Origin of the sequence: Streptomyces sp. NPDC001903, assembly GCF_042891345.1 — a bacterium.
In the GTDB taxonomy this organism is placed as follows: domain Bacteria; phylum Actinomycetota; class Actinomycetes; order Streptomycetales; family Streptomycetaceae; genus Streptomyces.
The window spans coordinates 345,674-363,427 of record NZ_JBIASZ010000001.1 but is presented as its reverse complement, the minus strand read 5'-3'; the positions used below and the strand labels follow the sequence as shown (position 1 = coordinate 363,427).

The window sequence follows — 17,754 nt, the reverse complement described above, 5'->3', positions numbered from 1 at the left end:
CTCACCTCGGGCGGTCGAGGCGCTGGATGAGCAGGTCGGCGAGGTCCTCCCGGGTGGGCGGGGCGGCGTAGTGGGTGAGGTAGATGGCGTTCAGCAGCTGGTCGGCGGCGACGAGTTCGGACTGGGAGCGGCTGAGGAACTCCCGGATCAGGTCGGCCCCGAGCTGGGCGGCCTCCTCGCCGAGGTGCGCGCGGACCATCGTGGCGAGCCGTTTCTCGCCGGGCTGCCCGAGCTTGAGCTGGATGCAGCGGCGCAGCAGGGCGGCCGGGAAGTCCCGTTCGCCGTTGCTGGTCAGGATGATGAAGGGGAAGGCGCGGCAGCGCACCCGGCCGCCCCGGACGGTGACCTTCGCGCCGTCGTCGGTGAGCACCTGCACCTCGGGCTCGGTGTCGGCGACGCGTTCGAGCTCGGGGAGGGCGAACTCGCCCTCCTCCAGGACGTTCAGGAGGTCGTTGGGCAGGTCGATGTCGCTCTTGTCGAGCTCGTCGATGAGCAGGACGCGGGGCCGTTCGGTGGGCAGCAGGGCCGTGCCGAGGGGGCCGAGGCGGATGTACTTCCCGATGCCGGGGGGCGAGCCGGGGGCGGGGCCCCCACCTGCACCTGCACCTGCGCCCGGCCCCGCGCCGGGGCCCGCACCCGACGGGCCGCCGCTCGCGGCGATCTGCACGTCCTGGAGCCGGGCGATGGCGTCGTAGCGGTACAGGCCCTCCTGGAGCACGGTCCGCGAGACCACGGGCCAGCGCAGCACCCGGCCGAGCTTCAGCTCGTGGGCGACGGCGTGCGCGAGGGTGGACTTCCCGGTCCCCGGGTAGCCGGTCACCAGCAGCGGCCGCCGCAGGTAGAGGGCCGCGTTGATGGCCTCCAGCTCCTCCGGTTCGGGCCGGTGCAGTTCGGCGGCCTGCCGGTGCGCGCCGAGGCGGCGTGCGACGTTGCCGTCGGCCGTGTCCGCCGGTCCGCCGGGCTCGCCGACGGGGCCGCCGTCGAAGTCCCGCCACGGCGGCGGATCGGGCAGGGCCTCGATCCCGTCGTGGGGTTCGCCGACCCCCCGGTAGATGAGCCATTCCTCGTTCACGCCTGCTCCCTCCCCCTCCCGCCCGTCACAGGTCGCCCTGCAGCGGCTCGTCTTCGGGCAGCGCGCGGGCCGGGTCCTCCCATACGAGGGCCATCCCGTCCGCCCAGTACGCGTCGGGGTCCGCCCCGTGCGCACGTGCCCGCAGTGCCTGGAGCCGGACCGGCAGCGGCGCTCCCCGCGCCGCCTCCGTCAGCTCCTCGCGCAGCCCGCGGTGGAACGGCGCGCAGTCGGCCGCCGGGTCCTGCGGGGGCCGCCGGGTGACGGCCACCCCGTAGCCGGCGTCCCGGACCCCGTACAGGGAGCCGCGGGTGGGCTCCGCGTCGGCGGCCCGGCAGTGCACGGGCACGGTGTTGTCCGGCAGCGTGTCGAGCCATTCGGGCGGCGGGGTCCTGGGGCGGCCGCGGTCGCAGTCGGCCCGCTCGTCGGCCAGCGGGCCGGCCTGGACGCGGGTCCAGCGGTCGGCCCGGCGGTGGTCGGCCTCGTCGTCGGTCGGGATCCCGCCGCTCCCGGCCGGGTAGCGCAGCACCACCGGCCGCTGGACGCCCAGCGGGGTGCGGCCCGCCACCGTCCAGGTGTCAACGGGCAGGCCGAACAGCTCGGGCGCCACGGCGACTTCGAGGAGGGCGGCCGCGTCGTGGGTGTCGCAGCGCCGGAAGGCCTCGGCGAGCGGGACCCGCAGCGCTTCGGCGAGACCGGCCCGGGTGGCCCGTACGCCCGAGTCCACCGGGGTGACCCGGCCGGGGTGGGCGGGCCCGTAGAGCACCGAGACGCGCCAGTCGTAGACGTCCTCCCAGCCGTGCGCCCACGCCTCCAGCAGCACCGAGGGCCCCTGGGGCAGGGCGCCGGGCGGCCGGGTGTGGCCGTACGGGTGGCGGTCGGTCCGGGCGCGGCGGCGCCGCTCGCGCTGCGCGAGGCCCTGTTCGTGCCGCTCGCCCAACTCCCGCCGCAGGGGCCGCCACAGCCGCTCGGCGGTGGCCCGCACCCAGTCCCAGAGCTCCTCGTCGGCGCCGGGGGCGGGCGGCTCCCGGTGGTCGGCGACGCTGACGTCGGTCGCGTACCGGAGCATGGCGGCGGCCTCCCCGGCCCCGCCCGGCGGATCGTGGAGCATGCCGAGTCCGTCGCGCCAGCTGAGCGGGGCCGGCAGGCCCGGGTCCGGCTCCTCGCCGCGGGCCGCCTCGACGAGGGCGCGCACGTCCTCCGAGGAGCGCGGCGGGGGCAGTTCGGCGAGCAGCCCGCACAGGGTGGTGCGCTCGGCGGCGGTGAGCCGTCTGCGGCCCTCGTACGGGTCCTCGCGCACCGGGAGCTCGTCGCGGACGTCGGTCCAGGTGCGGCGGCTGCCCCGGTCGCTCAGGTGCTGGTCGTAGTGGTAGAGGTCGTGGGCCTGCATGACGCGGCGGTAGAGCCCGACCTGGCCGGTGGCGGCCAGCGGCAGGGTCCGTAACTGCACCACGGACACGGCGAGTCCGCCGCCGCCGTTGTTCCGGCGGGCCTTGACCACGCCGACGACCTCCCCGCGGGCCAGGTCCACGACCGGGCCGCCGGACATGCCGGGCTCGATCTCGTCGTCGTCGCCCAGGCGCAGGGCGGCGCCGCCGGCGGCCGTGCCGCGCAGCCGGGTGGTGCGGCCGGTGATCTCGGGGCTGCCGAGGTCCTCGGTGCAGCCGAAGTAGGCGACCTCGTCCAGGCGCGGTCTGCCGCGGTCGGTGAGCCGTACGCAGGCGTGCGTGATCGGGGCGAGGACGCGGACCAGCGCCAGGTCGGGCAGGTCCCACAGCGCGCGGCGCGCGGGGCGGCGCTCCTCCAGCCGCTCGGGCAGGACGCACTCGACGCGGCCCGTGACGGTGCCGGTGGCGCCGTCGGCGCCGGAGGAGAAGGTGATGCCGAGCTCACGCCCCACGAGACGCACCGCTGCACCCCCTTCACCGACGACGTGCGCGCACGTCAGGACCCAGCCCGGGGCGATGAAGAAGCCACTCCCCCAGGTGGGACCGGTCCCATGGGGTGCATACCCGTCCGGGGCCGCGTGGACGCGCACGGTGGCCGCCTGGACGAGGGGTTCGAGGAGCTCGAAGGCGCGCGCGGTGCCGCCCGTGCGCCCGTCCTGCATCCCCTGCCCCCTCAGGTGTGGAGGCCGTCCAGGCTAGCGCCGGGGCCCGCAAGAGGGGAGGTCTCACCGGCTATGCGGATTATCCTGGCGGGAAACGTCCCCTGCACACCTTCATCACGGCACGGAGCCCGACTTGTACTTCACCGATCGCGGCATCGAGGAGCTGGAGAAGCGGCGCGGCGAGGAGGAGGTCACCTTCGAGTGGCTCGCCGAGCAGCTGCGCACCTTCGTCGACCTGAACCCGGACTTCGAGGTCCCGGTGGAACGCCTGGCCACCTGGCTCGCCCGCCTGGACGACGAGGACGACGAGGACGAGTAGGACGAGCAGGACGAGTGGGTCCGCCCGCGGCCCGGGTACGGCGAAGGGGCCCGACCGTCATCCGGTCGGGCCCCTTCGCCGTGTGGGGCAAGGCCTGGATCAGGCGGCCTTGGTCTCCCAGAAGATGCGGTCGATCTCGGCGATGAGCTCGAGGGCCTTCTGGCCGGTCGCCGGGTCGTTCGACGCCTTGGCGGCCGAGAGGGCCTTCAGGGTGTCGTTGACCAGGGTGTGCAGCTGCGGGTACTTCTCGAAGTGCGGGGGCTTGAAGTAGTCGCTCCACAGCACCGAGACGTGGTGCTTGGCGAGCTCGGCGCGCTGCTCCTTGATGGTGATGGCGCGCGCGCGGAAGTCGGCGTCCTCGTTGGCCTGGTACTTCTCCTGGACGGCCTTGACGGACTCGGCCTCGATGCGGGCCTGGGCAGGGTCGTACACGCCGCACGGAAGATCGCAGTGGGCGGAGACCTTCGCCTTGGGGGCGAAGAGGCGGGAAAGCATGGAGTTTGTCCTCCTCGTGATCGTCTTCTCAAGGGGGAGATTACTCCGTGGCACAGGTGTTTTCGCGAGCGGCCCCGTGGGCTTAGGACAAAAGTCCAGGGTGGCGTCCGGACCGGTGAGCGAATGTACGGGAGGCTGCGGCAGCATGCGCAGTGAGGCGAGAGCGGGCGAGGAGGTCCGGTATGGCGCAGAGCAGGCACTCGCGGATGGCGTTCGAGGTGCTGGAGGTGGCGGGGCCCTCGATGGTGCCGACGCTGCTGCACGGGGACCGGCTGGTGGTCCGGTACGGGGCCGCCGTGCGCCCGGGTGACGTGGTCGTGCTGCGCCACCCGTTCCAGCAGGACCTGCTGGTGGTCAAGCGGGCGGTGGAGCGGCGGCCGGGCGGCTGGTGGGTGCTCGGGGACAACCCGTACAACGAGACCGGCGACAGCACCGACTACGGGACGGTGCCCGAGGAGCTGGTGCTGGCGACGGCGGTGCTGCGCTTCCGGCCGCGCGCGGCCGATCAGAGTTCGCTGAGGGCGCGGCTGTCCTGGGCGGTGTCGGCGCTGCGGCCGCTGTGGCCGGACGCCTCGGCTTCCAGCCGTTTGCGGGCCCGGTAGGCGGCCACGTTGGCGCGGGTCGCGCAGCGGTCGGAGCAGTAGCGCCGCGAGCGGTTGGTGGAGGTGTCGAGGTAGGCGTTGCGGCAGGGCGCGGCCTGGCACAGGCCGAGGCGGTCGGGGCCGTGCTCGGTGAGGTGGAAGGCCAGGCCGAAGGAGGCGATCGCCGCGTAGCCGGCGGAGGCGTTCGAGGGGTGGTCGGCGAGGTGGATGTGCCAGTTGGGGCGGCCCTCGTCGTCGAGGTACTCGTGGCCGGAGACCTGCGGGCTGACCGGGAACTCCATGAGCAGGGAGTTCAGCAGGTCGACCGCGAGGCCGTGGTCGCCGCCGTCGGCGGCTTCGAAGACGGCGCGCAGCCGGCCGCGGACGTTGCGGAAGCGGGTGACGTCGGTCTCGGTGACGCGGCGGGCCATCTGCGCGCTGGCGCCGAACAGCGCCCGGACGGCGTCCACCGAGGTCAGCGAGTCCTTGTTGCGGGCCGGCTCCTCGGTGTTGACCAGGCGCACGGCATAGTCCGAGTAATGGGCCAGTTCCACTTGTAGTCCTTACGGCTGCGGTTTAGGGTCTCGATGTAACGGCCGAGACTTCTTCGAGGGTATTACGACTGGAGGGTGAGCGATGGCGGAGACCACGACCGACTGGCAGGCCTGGCAGGAGAGCTGGGACCGGCAGCAGGAGTGGTACATGCCCGACCGCGAGGAGCGGTTCCGGGTGATGCTGGACATGGTCGAGGCACTGGTGGGACCCACCCCCCGGGTGCTGGATCTGGCGTGCGGTACGGGAAGTATTACGGACCGCGTCTTCCGCCGGTTCCCGGAATCCACCAGTACGGGCGTCGATCTCGACCCGGCGCTGTTGACCATCGCACGGGGCCACTTCGACGGCGACGGCCGCGTCACGTTCGTCACCGCGGACCTCAAGGACCCCGACTGGGCCTCGGCCCTCCCGTACGACACGTACGACGCCGTCCTGACGGCCACCGCCCTGCACTGGCTGCACTCCCCGCAGCTCGCCGTCCTGTACGGGCAGCTCGCCCCGCTGCTGCGCGAGGGCGGGGTCTTCATGAACGCCGACCACATGCCCGACCCGGCGACCCCGCGCCTCAACGCCGCCGAGCGCGCCCACCGGCACGCCGCGATGGACCGGGCCCGCGCGGCCGGCGCGCTGGACTGGGCCGACTGGTGGGCCCTGGCCGCCGCCGACCCGGTGCTCGCCGAGCCGACGAAGCGCCGCTACGAGATCTACGGCGAGCACGCCGACGGGGACACCCCCGACGACGCCTGGCACGTGCGCACCCTGCGCGGGGCGGGCTTCGCGGAGGCCCGGACGGTCTGGCGCTCGCCCTCGGACGCACTGGTCCTGGGCCTGAAGTAGTGCCCTTGTAGGAAAGTGAGAACTTTCCGCGGCCGCCACGCACGCGAGAGGGGCGGTACGGGATTCCCGTACCGCCCCTCTCGTGCGTTCTCCGCGCTTACAGCACCTTGGACAGGAATGCCTTGGTGCGGTCGTGCTGGGGGTTGCCCAGGACCTCGCGGGGGTGGCCGGACTCGACGACGACGCCGCCGTCCATGAAGACGAGGTTGTCTCCGACCTCGCGGGCGAAGCCCATCTCGTGGGTGACCACGATCATGGTCATGCCCGATTCGGCCAGGTCCCGCATGACGTCGAGGACGTCGCCGACAAGCTCCGGGTCGAGCGCCGAGGTGGGCTCGTCGAAGAGCATCAGCTTCGGCTCCATGGCCAGCGCGCGGGCGATCGCCACGCGCTGCTGCTGGCCGCCGGAGAGCTGGGTGGGGTAGTTCCCGCCCTTGTCGCCCAGGCCCACGCGGTCCAGGAGGCGCACGGCGCGCTCGCGCGCCACGGCCTTGCTCTCGCCCTTGACCATGACCGGGGCTTCCATGACGTTCTCTATGGCCGTCATGTGCGGGAACAGGTTGAAGCGCTGGAAGACCATGCCGATCTCGCGGCGCTGGGCCGCGACCTCGCTGTCCTTCAGCTCGTAGAGCTTGTCGCCCTTCTGCTTGTACCCGACCAGCTGGCCGTCCACCGAGAGCCGCCCGGAGTTGATGCGCTCCAGGTGGTTGATGCACCGCAGGAAGGTCGACTTGCCGGAGCCGGACGGGCCGACCAGGCAGAAGACCTCGCGGGGCGCGACCTCGAGGTCGATGCCGCGCAGGATGTGGGCGGCGCCGTACGACTTGTGGACGCCCTCGGCCTTGACCATCGGCTGAGCGGTCATCGCGCGACCTCCGTACGGCGGAACATGTTCAGGTTGGCCTTCAGACGCTGGAACGGCGTCGGCGGCAGGTTCCGCGTGGAACCACGGGCGAAACGGCGCTCCAGGTAGTACTGGCCGACGCTGAACACACTGGTGAGGGCCAGGTACCAGAAGGAGGCCACGAACAGCATCTCCATGATGGCACCGGCCGTGTTGCCGATGTTCGACGAGGCCCGCAGGAGCTCCGTGTACTGCACCGCCGAGACCAGGGAGGAGGTCTTCAGCATGTTGATGAACTCGTTGCCGGTCGGCGGGATGATCACGCGCATCGCCTGCGGGAGCACGATCCGGCGCATGGTCTTCGTCTGCGGCATGCCGAGCGCGTGGGCGGCCTCGGTCTGGCCCTCGTCGACCGACTGGATGCCGGCCCGGACGATCTCCGCCATGTACGCGCCCTCGTTCAGGCCGAGGCCCAGGAGGGCGACCATGAACGGGGTCATGACGTCGACGGTCTCGTTCTTGTAGATCGGACCCAGGTTGATGTACTGGAAGATCAGCGACAGGTTGAACCACACCAGCAGCTGCACGTACACCGGGGTGCCGCGGAAGAACCAGATGTAGAGCCAGGAGACGGCGCCGGTCACCGGGTTCTTCGAGAGCCGCATCACCGCGAAGACGATGCCGAGCACGAGGCCCAGCGCCATGGCGGAGACGCTGATGATCACGGTGTTGCCGAGACCGCTCAGGACCGCCGGGTCGAACAGCTTGTCGCCGACCGTCGCCCAGATGACGTTGCCGTTGGCGAACGCGTAGACGAGCCAGGCGAGCAGCGCGACGACCACGACGCCGCTGACCCAGCGGCCGTAGTGCCGCACCGGGATGGCCTTGATGGCCTCGTACGGGAGGCCCGAGGCGCCGGGTCCGGCCGGCGGGTTGTCGGCCGGACCCTTTTCGATCTTGTCAGTCACAATGACTGCCCTTCAGTGGAGCGTGGAGCGAGGGACTTCGCCGGACTTACTGACCTGCGTTGACCGTCGCGGACTTGACGGCGCTGTCCTGCACGTTCCACTTCTCCAGGACCTTGGCGTAGGAGCCGTCCTTGATGATGGCGTCGAGGGCCTGCTTGAGGGCGTCGCGGAGCTGCGTGTTCTCCTTGCTCACTCCGATGCCGAAGAGGCCGACGTCGCTCTGCTGGCCGGCGACCTCGAAGTCGTTGCCGCCACCGGAGGTCTTCACCGTGTAGGCGGCGACCGGGTAGTCGTTGAGGTCGGCGACGGCGCCGCCGGCCTTGACGCGGGTCTGCGCCTCGGCGTCGGTGTCGAAGGCCTGGATGGTGAGCTTCTTGTCGCCGCACTTCTCGGCCTGGGCCTTGAAGGTGTCCTCGTAGATCGTGCCGCGCTGGACGGCCACGGTCTTGCCGCAGAGATCGTCCATCGACTTGATGCCCTCGGGGTTGCCCTTCTTGACGAGGAGCGAGAGGCCGGAGGAGAAGTAGTCGACGAAGTCGATCCCCTTGCCGATCTTCTGGCCCTTGTCGTCCAGGCCCTCCTGGCGCTTCTTGTTGTCGGTGATCGACGACATGATCGCGTCTTCGCGGCCGGTGTAGATCGAGGTGATCAGGCCGTCGAAGGTGCCGGCGGTGAACTGCATCTTGACGCCGAGCTGCTTGCCGAGCGCCTCGGCGATGTCGGGGTCGACGCCGACGATCTTGCCGCCCTCGACGAATTCCATCGGGGCGTAGGCGGAGTCGGTGCCGACCTTGATGACACCGGCGTCCTGGATCTTCTTCGGCAGGGCCGAGAAGAGCGGGGCGCTGCTGTCCTTCGAGGTGCCGCCGGAGGGGGTCGACGAGGAACCCTTCTCCGTCTGGTCGCCGCAACCGGTGAGGATCAGGGCGCCGGCGACCGCGATCGCGCCGACCGCGGCGATCCGGGACCGGGCGGCGGTCGTACGACGGGTGGTGCTTGCGGTCATGAGCTGGTTCCTCCGGCAGGCTGGGGGAGCATCCGAGAACGGGTCGTGCACGCACCTTCGAGTGTCGCGACCTCGTGTGATTACGGCATCTTGCCATTCGGACTGACGCATTCAGGCAGTTCGTCAGGTCAAAATCGGATAACGGGTGGGCGGGGGTACCCAACAGGACTGCGGAATGGGGGGTTCGTGGCCGCAGGAACCGCTGCGACCTGGCCTTTTTGACGGAGTATTTGCGGTCCGTCTCGTCCATTGGACAGAGTCGTTTGGACCTTTCGCCGAAAACAGGACAAGAGGTCTACAGTCGAGCCGGAATCGACTCGTCTGGGTGAGCGTTCTTCGGGTACAACGGATCCTTACACCCCTCATCCGGGGCTCAGGGCGCGCGTGCGGCGCGCCCGCGCGTACGAACCTCCCCTTCGCGGAGACGGGCCAACCGTCGATGCGGAGTACGGACGCGGTGCCCGCCCACCCCTTAACCAGGTGTGGTCACCCTCAACGATTCAAAGACTTAAGGGGCCAAGAAAGTGGCAGCGGAGATCGTCAATCCTCGCAGCGACAGCGCGACGGACAACAACCCGGACGCGGTGTTCGCACTGCACCGGGGCGGCAAGATGGCCATCCAGGCCACGGTGCCGGTCCAGAACAAGGACGACCTGTCCCTCGCGTACACGCCCGGCGTGGCGAAGGTCTGCAGCGCCATCGCGGAGCAGCCCGAACTGGTGAACGAGTACACCTGGAAGTCGAACGTGGTCGCCGTCGTCACCGACGGTACGGCCGTGCTCGGACTCGGTGACATCGGTCCCGAGGCCTCCCTCCCCGTGATGGAGGGCAAGGCCATCCTGTTCAAGCAGTTCGGCGGTGTGGACGCGGTGCCGATCGCGCTCGCGACCAAGGACGCGGACGAGATCGTCGAGACGGTCATCCGTCTGGCGCCGTCCTTCGGCGGGGTGAACCTGGAGGACATCTCCGCCCCCCGCTGCTTCGAGATCGAGCGCCGGCTCCAGGAAGCCCTGGACATCCCGATCTTCCACGACGACCAGCACGGCACGGCGATCGTGACCCTGGCCGCCCTGCGCAACGCCGCGAAGCTGACCGGGCGCACGCTCGGCGACCTGCGCGCCGTGATCTCAGGTGCGGGCGCGGCGGGCATCGCCATCGCCAAGATCCTCGTGGACGCGGGCATCGGCGACGTCTGCGTCACCGACCGCAAGGGCGTCGTCTCCGCGGACCGCTCCGACCTGACGGACGTCAAGGCGGAGATCGCGGGCCTGACGAACAAGACCGGCCAGACCGGCTCCCTGGAAGCGGCCCTGAACGGCGCGGACGTGTTCATCGGCGTCTCCGGCGGCACCGTGCCGGAGGAGGCGGTGGCCTCGATGGCGAAGAACGCCTTCGTCTTCGCCATGGCCAACCCGAACCCGGAGGTCCACCCGGACGTCGCGCACAAGTACGCGGCGGTCGTGGCCACGGGCCGTTCGGACTTCCCGAACCAGATCAACAACGTGCTGGCGTTCCCGGGCATCTTCGCGGGCGCCCTGAAGGTCCGCGCCAGCCGGATCACGGAGGGCATGAAGATCGCCGCCGCCGACGCCATCGCCGGTGTCGTGGGTGACGAGCTCGCCGCCGACTACGTGATCCCGTCGCCGTTCGACGCGCGCGTCGCCGAGGCCGTCGCGGCCGCGGTCGCCGCCGCGGCCAAGGCCGACGGCGTGGCCCGCCTGGCCTGACCGGCAGCAGTACGAAGAGGGGCCCGGCCGGATGGACATCCGGCCGGGCCCCTCTTCTTGTTGGGCACACCCTCCCCGCCCCCGAACCGGGAGGGGATGCTCCGCCTCAGCGCCTCGACGAAGCTGACGCTCCATCAATGAGAATGCGGCCACAAGGTGGCAGGCTCATGACGAGCCGGGCGGCATGGCGTGAATATTACCGCCCCCCGAGGCTTGATCCTGACGTTCCACTTCCCCCTCCCGGATACACAAGACCGCACGTGGCACGCTTAGTTGAGCAGGCAACGAATGATTCCGTTCGACTACCGGACGGCTCATTCCGGACGCGGGAACAGCCCCCCGCGGTTCCCGCCCGCGGCCACCGATCCGTACCGGCGGCATGCGACGAAGGCCTCACCGGCTCGGCCCCGACAGGTCTGGCCCGACGCGCTACCGAGCGGTAGCGTCGCGGCATGTTCGCTGCCTACGCCGCCCGAATCGACCGTGACCAGCCGCTGAGCGGCCTCGTGCTGGGCGAGCGCCCGGCCCCCGAGGCCCGCCCCGGCTGGGTGACCGTGAACGTCAAGGCCGCCTCGCTCAACCATCACGACCTGTGGTCGCTGCGCGGGGTCGGCCTCGGCGAGGACAAACTCCCGATGATCCTCGGCTGCGACGCCGCGGGCACCGACCAGGACGGCAACGAGGTCGTCCTGCACTCGGTGATCGGCCAGAGCGGCCACGGGGTCGGTCCGGACGAGCCGCGCTCGATCCTGACCGAGCGCTACCAGGGCACCTTCGCCGAGCAGGTGACCGTCCCCGCCTGGAACGTCCTGCGCAAGCCCGCCGAGCTGTCGTTCGAGGAGGCCGCCTGCCTGCCGACGGCATGGCTGACCGCGTACCGGATGCTCTTCACCAACGCGGGGGTGCGCCCCGGCGACTCGGTCCTGGTGCAGGGCGCGGGCGGCGGGGTCGCCACCGCCGCGATCGTCCTCGGCAAGGCGGCCGGCCTGCGCGTCTTCGCCACCAGCCGGGACGAGGCCAAGCGCAAGCGGGCGGTGGAGCTGGGTGCGGTGGAGGCGTACGAGCCGGGCGCCCGACTGCCGCAGCGGGTGGACGCGGTGATCGAGACGGTCGGCGCGGCCACCTGGTCGCACTCGGTCAAATCGCTGCGCCCCGGCGGCACCCTGGTCATCTCGGGCGCCACCAGCGGGGACCGGCCCGCACACGCCGAGCTGACGCGGATCTTCTTCCTGGAGCTCAAGGTGGTCGGCTCGACGATGGGGTCGAAGGACGAGCTGGAGGACCTGCTGGCGTTCTGCGCGGCGACCGGCGTGCGGCCCGTGATCGACGAGGTGCTGCCGCTGGACCGGGCGCGCGAGGGCTTCGAGAAGCTGGAGGCGGGCGACCTCTTCGGAAAGATCGTCCTGACGGTGTAGCCGCCGGATCGTCAACGACGGTTGACGCCCTCATGCCTGTCAACCTACATTGACAGGCATGACAGAAGCGACCGATCTCGCCGAGCGGGCCGGCGACCGTGATCCGCGGGTGGGCCTGCGTGCCGTGGCCGCCCTCCGCAGGCTGCTGGAGCAGCTGGAGGCCGTACAGGTGCGCAGCGCCCGCGCGCAGGGCTGGTCCTGGCAGGAGATCGCGGCCGAGCTGGGCGTCAGCCGGCAGGCCGTACACAAGAAGCACGGGAGGGTCTGATGTTCGAACGCTTCACGCAGGACGCCAGGGACACCGTGGTGGGCGCCGTGGCCGAAGCCCGGCGGGCGGGGGCCGCGGCCGTGACCGAGGAGCACCTGCTCCTGGCCCTGCTGGACCGTGGCGCACTGGACCCGCTGGGCGTCGACCGCACCGCGATGGCGGCGGACCTCGCCGCGGCCCGCCGCCGGGGCGGCATGTCCCGGGCGGACGAGGAGGCCCTCGCGGGTCTCGGCATCGACCTGACGGAAATCGTCTCCCGGATCGAGGAGACCCACGGCGAGGGCGTACTGGCCTCGGCCGCCCCGCGGCGACGGACCCTGGGCTCCTCGCTCCGCTCGGCGCTGGGCCGCCCGGAGCCGCAGAGCCGGCACGTCCCCCTCACCCAGGGCGCGAAGAAGATCCTGGAGCAGTCCCTGCGCATCGCGCTGGGCCGCCACGACCGCCACATCGCCACCCTGCACCTGCTGCTGGCCCTGCTCGCGCGCCCGGGCACGGCCGCCGAGGTCCTGGCGGACCACGGCGTCACCTACACGACGGCCGAGGCGGGTCTGGCAGCGGCCTGACGCGCGACCGGTCGCGAGGGGCGGAAGCGCCGCCGGCCTACCGCTGCGGCCGGAGCGTCTCGGCGAGGCGGTCCGCGGCCGCCGCGAGGTGGGCGCGGGCCTCGGCCAGCCTGGCCGGGGTGACGCCGTGGTCGCGGGCCGCGTCGCGGACGTCGTCGCGGAAGCGGTCGAGCAGCCGGTCCAGGTCACGGGCCGGGTCGCCGGTGGAGGCGAGGTCCTCGGCCCAGCGCGGGTCGGCAGTGGCGGCGCCGGAGGCCGCGCCGGCGGTCGTCGCGCCGGTGGTCGCGGTGCCGGTGGCCGCGGCGCCGGGGGCCGTGGCGTCCTTCGCGGTGCCGCCGAGCCAGCTGCCGGCCAGGGTGCCCAGCATCCCGCCGGACTTCGCGAACTGCTCCTGGAACTGGCTCGCGATCCGCATGACCTCCTCGCGCGCCCGCTCCTGCGCCTCCTTGGCCTGACGGCGGGCCTGCTGGGCTTCCTCGCGGGCCCGGCGGCTCTCGTCCTTCGCCCGGCGCGCCTGCTCCTTCCACTCCTGCTTGGCCTTGCGCAGCTCCTCCTTGGCCGCCGCCCAGGACGCGTCCTCGACCGGGGCCGCCGACGCGGAGGCCGCGGCCCGCATCTCGCGCCGCAGGGCGCCCGCCGCGCCCCGTACGTCGTCACGGATCTCGGCGGCCAGCTCGGAGACCGAGTCGCGGATCTCCAGCTCCAGGTCGGCCAGTTCACCGCCGCGGTCGGCCAGTTCGGCACGACCCGCATCGGTGATGGAGTACACCTTGCGCCCGCCTTCGGTGGCGTACGTGACCAGGCCCTCGGCCTCCAGCTTGGCCAGCCGGGGGTACACCGTGCCCGCGGAGGGGGCGTACAGGCCCTGGAAGCGCTCCTCCAGCAGGCGGATCACCTCGTACCCGTGCCGCGGGGCCTCGTCCAGCAGCTTGAGCAGGTAGAGGCGGAGGCGGCCGTGGGCGAAGACGGGCGGCATGTCAGAGCACCTTCTTGTCGAGCACGAGGGGGGTGGCGGAGCCTTCATCGGACGCGGCGTCGGTCGCCGGGCGGCGCAGCAGGGCGATGGAACCCGAGACGGTGGTCGCCCGCAGGGTGCCCGTGCCCGCGCCGAGGGTGCCCGCGATGCGCTTGGCGGCGAAGTGGCCGGAGACGAGCAGGTCCTCGAAGGCGTTGGAGACGCCGCCGGTGGCCGTGTTGGCCTCCACCCGCGCGTCGGCGGGGTGCGGGAGGCGGATCGCGACCTGCCCGGACACGGAGTTCAGGGAGATGTCCACGGGGCGCGGGGCGCCCGGGTCGAGGGCGAGGTCGATGAGCATGTCGCCGCTGACCGAGTCGGCCCGTACGCTGCCGCCGGCCCCGTCGACGACCGTCAGGCCGCCGGATACGGAGTGGAAGCCGAGCTCGCCGGTGAGGGACTGGGCCTCGACGCTGCCGGAGACGGTGTTCGCGCCGACCTTGCCGCCCAGGCCGACCAGCGTGACGTCGCCGGAGACCCCGTGGACCTCGGTTCCGGCGGCGATGCCGGAGACGACGGCCGCGGCGCCCACGGTCGCGACCTGCACACGGGTGGCGGCGGGGACGGTGAGGGTGACGGTCGCGCTGCGCTCCCAGGCCTTGCGGCCGAGGCCCGTGCGGGACCAGGCCTTCCAGGGCTTGGCCTCGATCCACTGCTTGAAGCCCTGGGAGCCGTTCCAGGGGAGGTCCTCGTAGGAGACGGTGAGGGTGCCGCCCTCCTGCACGACGTACAGCGGCGGCCCGTCGACCGCGGCCACCTCCAGCCGGGCCGGTCCGTCGTCGGCGACGACGTTCACCGTGCCGCCCACGACACGGACGCGGAGCTCGGTCACCGGCTCCTCGAAGGTGAGCTTCTGCGGTTCGGCGACCGACCACGTCTTCTGCTCTGCCATGGTGCTGATCCTCCTCGGCGTACGGACTCGGCACGCAACATATCGCGTCTTCTGAAGAACACGATATATCGCGGCACACCGAAGTCAAGCCTGTGCCGTATTCGGGGGGGGAGGTGCGGCAGCCGTACGGGGGCAGCCCTCGGCGGCCCCGCGCCTCGAACGGCCGGCGGGGCCGGTGGTGCACTGCGTGCGGGTCCGGGCGCGACCGCGCGCGGAGCGGGACCGGTCGGCGGCCCGGGGGCTACGCCGCCAGGAGGGGGCTTTCGTGGTGGTGGAGCCAGTCGCGGTAGGGGGGTGTGCGCAGGGCGGCCTCGCGGTAGGCGGCGCGCAGGTCCTCGAAGACCTCGGCGTGGGCGCCCGGGCGGGTGGCCAGCAGGAGGCGGACCGCCAGGGGGTCGCCGGACAGCGGGCGGATCGCCATGTCGTCGCGCGGCCCCGACGTCGGCTGGCAGGGGGCCACCGCCTCGCCGGAGACGATCAGCGAGGTCGCGGTGTGGTAGTCGGCGTGCAGTACGGGCGGGTCCAGCCCGGCCCCGGCGAACACCCGGCGCAGGCCGTCCCATTCGCCGTCCACGGAGGGGTCGACCGTCCACCGGTCGGCCGCCAGGTCCTGTAACTCCACCACCGGCCTGCGCGCCGCCGGATGGTCCCGGGACATGGACACGAACTGCGGCTCGCGCTCCATCAGGATCCGCAGCTCCAGCCCGGCCGGCACCCGCAGCGGGCAGCCCTCCACCTCGTGGACGAAGGCCACGTCCAGCTGGCCCGAAGCCACCATCCGCAGCAGGGCGTTGGCGGAGACGTCCACCACCAGCGAGGTCTCCGTGTCCGGCATCCGGCGGTGGATCCGGCGCAGCCACCCCGGTATCGCGCGGCTGGCGGTGGAGCCGATGTTCAGCCGCGGCCCGCGCGCGAGCGCCCTCGCCTCGGCGACGAGCGCGGCCATCTCGGCCAGCAGCGGGCGGGCCCGGCCCAGGACGCTGCGGCCGAACGGGGTGGGCCGGCAGCCGGTGCGCTCACGCAGGAACAGCTCGCCGTCCAGCGCGCGTTCGATGCGGCGCAGCTGGGTCGTCAGGGAGGGCTGGCTCACGCCGAGCTGCCGCGCGGCTTTGTGCAGACTGCCGGCGTCGGCAATGGCGCACAGCGCGCGCAGGTGCCTCACCTCGAGCTCCATGACCCGAGAGTAGGCCGGTCCCAGGTGACCGCACCAGCCACTGATACCCCATCGAATCCCGCCATTCTCACGGAAGTTGACCTTCCGAAATCTTCCCGATAGGGCCGCGCTATCGGCGGCTGACATCATCCGCCGCCCGCCCCCGCTCCCGCAGACTCCGGTACCGAACGACCCACCCCCCGCACCGGATGAGTAGGAGCCCCCCACATGCGCCACTCCCGTACCTCCCGAAAGGCCGTGCTGGCCGCCACCATCGGCCTCGGCTTCGCGGCCGCGCTCGGCGCCGTCCCCACCGCCAGCGCCGCCCCCGCCCCCGCCGGCAACGCGGCGACCTTCTCGGCGTACGAGCGCTCGCAGGAGAACCAGGACGCGAACCGCGCCTTCTTCGAGGCCGTGCAGCGCTCGGTCGCCGAGCAGCGCGCCGCGAACCCGGGCGTCCTCGCGGTGACCGTCACCTACAACACGCGCAACGCGCCGAGCTTCCGCAGCCAGATAGCCAGCTCCACCCAGATATGGAACAGCTCGGTCTCGAACGTGAAGCTCCAGGAGGTCTCCTCCGGCGGGAACTTCTCGTACTACGAGGGCAACGACTCGCGCGGCTCCTACGCGAGCACGGACGGCCACGGCCGGGGCTACATCTTCCTCGACTACCGGCAGAACCAGCAGTACAACTCCACCCGGGTGACCGCGCACGAGACCGGACACGTGCTGGGTCTGCCGGACCACTACTCGGGCCCCTGCTCCGAGCTGATGTCGGGCGGCGGCCCCGGCACCTCCTGCCAGAACCCCTACCCGAACAGCGCCGAGCGCTCGCGCGTGAACCAGCTGTGGGCCAACGGGCTGGCCGCGTCGGGCCTGGGCACGAAGAGCTAGCCAGGGGGTGCCTTGTCGGCGGGACACCCCCTAGAGCTCGGGGAGCTTCCCCACCTCGGGCGCGTACTCCGGGCAGTCCGGGTTGCCGCAAGGACCCGGCACCCACTCCGGGATGAAGATCCCGAGCGCCTTGCGCCGCCGTACGAGGGTGTCGACGGAGCGACCGCAGGTCGGGCACGCGAGCTGATCGTGTCCGGCCTGCGGGGCCACCACCTCGTGCGGCTGCGGGTGGCGCCGATCCTGCTGTTGGTGCTGTTCACCGGCCATACCTCCACGGTAGGCCGGTTCCGCGCGTTCGGCGGCCCCGGCGCCCGACGACGTACTGCGACCGGAGCCGTACGGTGAGTGCGGCGGCCACCCGGCCCTTACGCCGCAGCCTGCGGCTTGCGCCACATCGGCCACATCAGCGGCCCCTCCGGCAGCCGCACCGCCTCGCCCGTGAACTCCCAGCCGAGCCGCTCGTACAGCCCCTTGCTGCGCTCGCTGCTCGCCTCCAGGTACGCCGGCACGCCCTCGCGGTCGCAGCGCTCCAGCACCGGCCGCATCAGCTCGGTCCCGAGCCCCTCGCCCTGGCGGTCCGGGGCGACCGCGATCATCAGCAGGTACTCGTGCTCCTCGGCGGTCGGGTGGACCTCCCCCGTCAGCCGGCCGACCAGCTCGCACCGCTCGTTGTCCGGGTCCGCGGCCGCCCGCATCCGCGCCGGGACGTCGTCCTCGGCGGCCTCCCCCTCCGGATCCCCCGCCGGGACCCGCAGCCACAGGGCCGCCGCCGAGCCGTCCACCGCGTAGTCGATCCGCCCCTCGGCCAGCGCCACGTCCACGAAGACGCCCAGGAACCTGCCGTGCACCGCGGCCCGGTGCTCCGGATCCGGGAAGACCCAGCTGCTCACCGGGTCGGTGCGGAAGGCCTCGTCGAGGAGGCGGGCCACCGCGTCCCGGTCCGACTGGTCCGCCTGACGTATCTCCAGCGCCACTGGTCACACCCTTCGCTCACGTTTCAACTACCGCGAGCGATCCTAGAGTTGGCCCGGAGCAGCGGAAAG

20 protein-coding genes are annotated in these 17,754 nt (G+C 72.0%); 8 read left to right on the top strand and 12 right to left on the bottom strand.

The window, feature by feature from the left end; translation table 11 throughout:
* Position 1 precedes the first annotated feature (1 nt).
* Together ACFYZS_RS01690 and ACFYZS_RS01685 are read right to left on the bottom strand one after the other, a co-directional pair.
* Positions 2–1,072 carry an AAA family ATPase gene (locus tag ACFYZS_RS01690; protein ID WP_389005688.1) on the bottom strand — a complete coding sequence of 357 codons (1,071 nt, stop codon included), beginning with the start codon at positions 1,070–1,072 and terminating at the stop codon, positions 2–4.
* A 25-nt stretch (positions 1,073–1,097) separates the two neighbouring features.
* Positions 1,098–3,179, bottom strand: a complete 2,082-nt coding sequence (locus ACFYZS_RS01685; protein ID WP_389005686.1) for a trypsin-like peptidase domain-containing protein — start codon at positions 3,177–3,179, stop codon at positions 1,098–1,100.
* A 133-nt stretch (positions 3,180–3,312) separates the two neighbouring features.
* Between ACFYZS_RS01685 and ACFYZS_RS01680 the strand changes: the two genes are divergently transcribed.
* Positions 3,313–3,498 (top strand): DUF6104 family protein, encoded by a 186-nt coding sequence (locus tag ACFYZS_RS01680; protein ID WP_010061466.1) that lies wholly within the window; start codon positions 3,313–3,315, stop codon positions 3,496–3,498.
* A gap of 99 nt (positions 3,499–3,597) precedes the next feature.
* On the opposite strand, the gene sodN is transcribed toward ACFYZS_RS01680, so the two are convergent.
* Positions 3,598–3,993 (bottom strand): superoxide dismutase, Ni, encoded by a 396-nt coding sequence (gene sodN / locus ACFYZS_RS01675; RefSeq protein WP_008741558.1) that lies wholly within the window; start codon positions 3,991–3,993, stop codon positions 3,598–3,600.
* A gap of 182 nt (positions 3,994–4,175) precedes the next feature.
* Here sodN and sodX point away from each other — a divergent pair, with 182 nt between their 5' ends.
* Positions 4,176–4,595 (top strand): nickel-type superoxide dismutase maturation protease, encoded by a 420-nt coding sequence (gene sodX, locus ACFYZS_RS01670; protein ID WP_389005684.1) that lies wholly within the window; start codon positions 4,176–4,178, stop codon positions 4,593–4,595.
* On the opposite strand, the gene ACFYZS_RS01665 is transcribed toward sodX, so the two are convergent.
* The gene (locus ACFYZS_RS01665) at positions 4,499–5,128 is read right to left on the bottom strand and encodes a CGNR zinc finger domain-containing protein (RefSeq protein WP_389005682.1); all 630 of its coding nucleotides are present in this window, start codon (positions 5,126–5,128) and stop codon (positions 4,499–4,501) included. The genes sodX and ACFYZS_RS01665 overlap by 97 nt on opposite strands.
* Positions 5,129–5,210: 82 nt before the next feature.
* Between ACFYZS_RS01665 and ACFYZS_RS01660 the strand changes: the two genes are divergently transcribed.
* Positions 5,211–5,966 (top strand): class I SAM-dependent methyltransferase, encoded by a 756-nt coding sequence (locus ACFYZS_RS01660; protein WP_389005680.1) that lies wholly within the window; start codon positions 5,211–5,213, stop codon positions 5,964–5,966.
* A gap of 97 nt (positions 5,967–6,063) precedes the next feature.
* On the opposite strand, the gene ACFYZS_RS01655 is transcribed toward ACFYZS_RS01660, so the two are convergent.
* Genes ACFYZS_RS01655 through ACFYZS_RS01645 form a run of 3 tightly spaced genes read right to left on the bottom strand, consistent with a single transcriptional unit; the run spans position 6,064 to position 8,784 of the window.
* On the bottom strand, positions 6,064–6,831 hold the full coding sequence (locus tag ACFYZS_RS01655) for an amino acid ABC transporter ATP-binding protein (RefSeq protein ID WP_030859290.1): 768 nt from the start codon (positions 6,829–6,831) through the stop codon (positions 6,064–6,066).
* Positions 6,828–7,778 carry an amino acid ABC transporter permease gene (locus tag ACFYZS_RS01650; protein ID WP_389005678.1) on the bottom strand — a complete coding sequence of 317 codons (951 nt, stop codon included), beginning with the start codon at positions 7,776–7,778 and terminating at the stop codon, positions 6,828–6,830. The genes ACFYZS_RS01655 and ACFYZS_RS01650 overlap by 4 nt, the downstream gene beginning before the upstream one ends.
* Positions 7,779–7,824: 46 nt before the next feature.
* Complete coding sequence (locus tag ACFYZS_RS01645) at positions 7,825–8,784, bottom strand: ABC transporter substrate-binding protein (RefSeq protein ID WP_389005676.1); 960 nt, start codon at positions 8,782–8,784, stop codon at positions 7,825–7,827.
* 524 nt (positions 8,785–9,308) lie between these two features.
* On the opposite strand from ACFYZS_RS01645, the gene ACFYZS_RS01640 reads away from it, so the two are divergent.
* From ACFYZS_RS01640 to ACFYZS_RS01625, 4 genes are all read left to right on the top strand, one after another.
* Complete coding sequence (locus ACFYZS_RS01640) at positions 9,309–10,511, top strand: NADP-dependent malic enzyme (protein ID WP_383347444.1); 1,203 nt, start codon at positions 9,309–9,311, stop codon at positions 10,509–10,511.
* 452 nt (positions 10,512–10,963) lie between these two features.
* The gene (locus ACFYZS_RS01635; RefSeq protein WP_030153619.1) at positions 10,964–11,926 is read left to right on the top strand and encodes a zinc-binding dehydrogenase; all 963 of its coding nucleotides are present in this window, start codon (positions 10,964–10,966) and stop codon (positions 11,924–11,926) included.
* Between the two features lie 58 nt (positions 11,927–11,984).
* Complete coding sequence (locus ACFYZS_RS01630) at positions 11,985–12,194, top strand: helix-turn-helix domain-containing protein (RefSeq protein WP_008741547.1); 210 nt, start codon at positions 11,985–11,987, stop codon at positions 12,192–12,194.
* Positions 12,194–12,757 carry a Clp protease N-terminal domain-containing protein gene (locus ACFYZS_RS01625; protein ID WP_389005673.1) on the top strand — a complete coding sequence of 188 codons (564 nt, stop codon included), beginning with the start codon at positions 12,194–12,196 and terminating at the stop codon, positions 12,755–12,757. Before ACFYZS_RS01630 ends, ACFYZS_RS01625 begins: the two co-directional genes overlap by 1 nt.
* A 37-nt stretch (positions 12,758–12,794) precedes the next feature.
* On the opposite strand, the gene ACFYZS_RS01620 is transcribed toward ACFYZS_RS01625, so the two are convergent.
* The 3 genes from ACFYZS_RS01620 to ACFYZS_RS01610 form a co-directional block, all read right to left on the bottom strand.
* Entirely contained in the window at positions 12,795–13,733 is a 939-nt protein-coding gene (locus ACFYZS_RS01620) for a helix-turn-helix transcriptional regulator (RefSeq protein ID WP_389005671.1), read from the bottom strand.
* Between the two features lies 1 nt (position 13,734).
* Positions 13,735–14,664 (bottom strand): DUF4097 domain-containing protein, encoded by a 930-nt coding sequence (locus ACFYZS_RS01615; protein ID WP_389005669.1) that lies wholly within the window; start codon positions 14,662–14,664, stop codon positions 13,735–13,737.
* Between the two features lie 241 nt (positions 14,665–14,905).
* Positions 14,906–15,838: a LysR substrate-binding domain-containing protein gene (locus ACFYZS_RS01610; protein ID WP_389005667.1), complete on the bottom strand. Its 933-nt coding sequence runs from the start codon at positions 15,836–15,838 to the stop codon at positions 14,906–14,908.
* Between the two features lie 207 nt (positions 15,839–16,045).
* On the opposite strand from ACFYZS_RS01610, the gene snpA reads away from it, so the two are divergent.
* Positions 16,046–16,711 carry a snapalysin gene (gene snpA / locus ACFYZS_RS01605; protein WP_389005665.1) on the top strand — a complete coding sequence of 222 codons (666 nt, stop codon included), beginning with the start codon at positions 16,046–16,048 and terminating at the stop codon, positions 16,709–16,711.
* Positions 16,712–16,741: 30 nt separating this feature from the next.
* On the opposite strand, the gene ACFYZS_RS01600 is transcribed toward snpA, so the two are convergent.
* Together ACFYZS_RS01600 and ACFYZS_RS01595 are read right to left on the bottom strand one after the other, a co-directional pair.
* Positions 16,742–16,978: a hypothetical protein gene (locus tag ACFYZS_RS01600; protein WP_389005663.1), complete on the bottom strand. Its 237-nt coding sequence runs from the start codon at positions 16,976–16,978 to the stop codon at positions 16,742–16,744.
* 98 nt (positions 16,979–17,076) lie between these two features.
* The gene (locus ACFYZS_RS01595) at positions 17,077–17,685 is read right to left on the bottom strand and encodes a GNAT family N-acetyltransferase (protein WP_389005661.1); all 609 of its coding nucleotides are present in this window, start codon (positions 17,683–17,685) and stop codon (positions 17,077–17,079) included.
* Positions 17,686–17,754 lie beyond the last annotated feature (69 nt).

Excerpts from the sequence above, each read along its gene's own strand:
- ACFYZS_RS01615 (WP_389005669.1), bottom strand. The coding sequence starts at position 14,664 with ATGGCAGAGCAGAAGACGTGGTCGGTCGCCGAACCGCAGAAGCTCACC.
- ACFYZS_RS01625 (WP_389005673.1), top strand. The coding sequence starts at position 12,194 with ATGTTCGAACGCTTCACGCAGGACGCCAGGGACACCGTGGTGGGCGCC.
- sodX (WP_389005684.1), top strand. The coding sequence starts at position 4,176 with ATGGCGCAGAGCAGGCACTCGCGGATGGCGTTCGAGGTGCTGGAGGTG.
- ACFYZS_RS01685 (WP_389005686.1), bottom strand. The coding sequence starts at position 3,179 with ATGCAGGACGGGCGCACGGGCGGCACCGCGCGCGCCTTCGAGCTCCTC.
- ACFYZS_RS01600 (WP_389005663.1), bottom strand. The coding sequence starts at position 16,978 with ATGGCCGGTGAACAGCACCAACAGCAGGATCGGCGCCACCCGCAGCCG.
- ACFYZS_RS01655 (WP_030859290.1), bottom strand. The coding sequence starts at position 6,831 with ATGACCGCTCAGCCGATGGTCAAGGCCGAGGGCGTCCACAAGTCGTAC.
- ACFYZS_RS01635 (WP_030153619.1), top strand. The coding sequence starts at position 10,964 with ATGTTCGCTGCCTACGCCGCCCGAATCGACCGTGACCAGCCGCTGAGC.
- ACFYZS_RS01645 (WP_389005676.1), bottom strand. The coding sequence starts at position 8,784 with ATGACCGCAAGCACCACCCGTCGTACGACCGCCGCCCGGTCCCGGATC.
- ACFYZS_RS01610 (WP_389005667.1), bottom strand. The coding sequence starts at position 15,838 with ATGGAGCTCGAGGTGAGGCACCTGCGCGCGCTGTGCGCCATTGCCGAC.
- ACFYZS_RS01660 (WP_389005680.1), top strand. The coding sequence starts at position 5,211 with ATGGCGGAGACCACGACCGACTGGCAGGCCTGGCAGGAGAGCTGGGAC.
- ACFYZS_RS01620 (WP_389005671.1), bottom strand. The coding sequence starts at position 13,733 with ATGCCGCCCGTCTTCGCCCACGGCCGCCTCCGCCTCTACCTGCTCAAG.
- sodN (WP_008741558.1), bottom strand. The coding sequence starts at position 3,993 with ATGCTTTCCCGCCTCTTCGCCCCCAAGGCGAAGGTCTCCGCCCACTGC.
- ACFYZS_RS01630 (WP_008741547.1), top strand. The coding sequence starts at position 11,985 with ATGACAGAAGCGACCGATCTCGCCGAGCGGGCCGGCGACCGTGATCCG.
- snpA (WP_389005665.1), top strand. The coding sequence starts at position 16,046 with ATGCGCCACTCCCGTACCTCCCGAAAGGCCGTGCTGGCCGCCACCATC.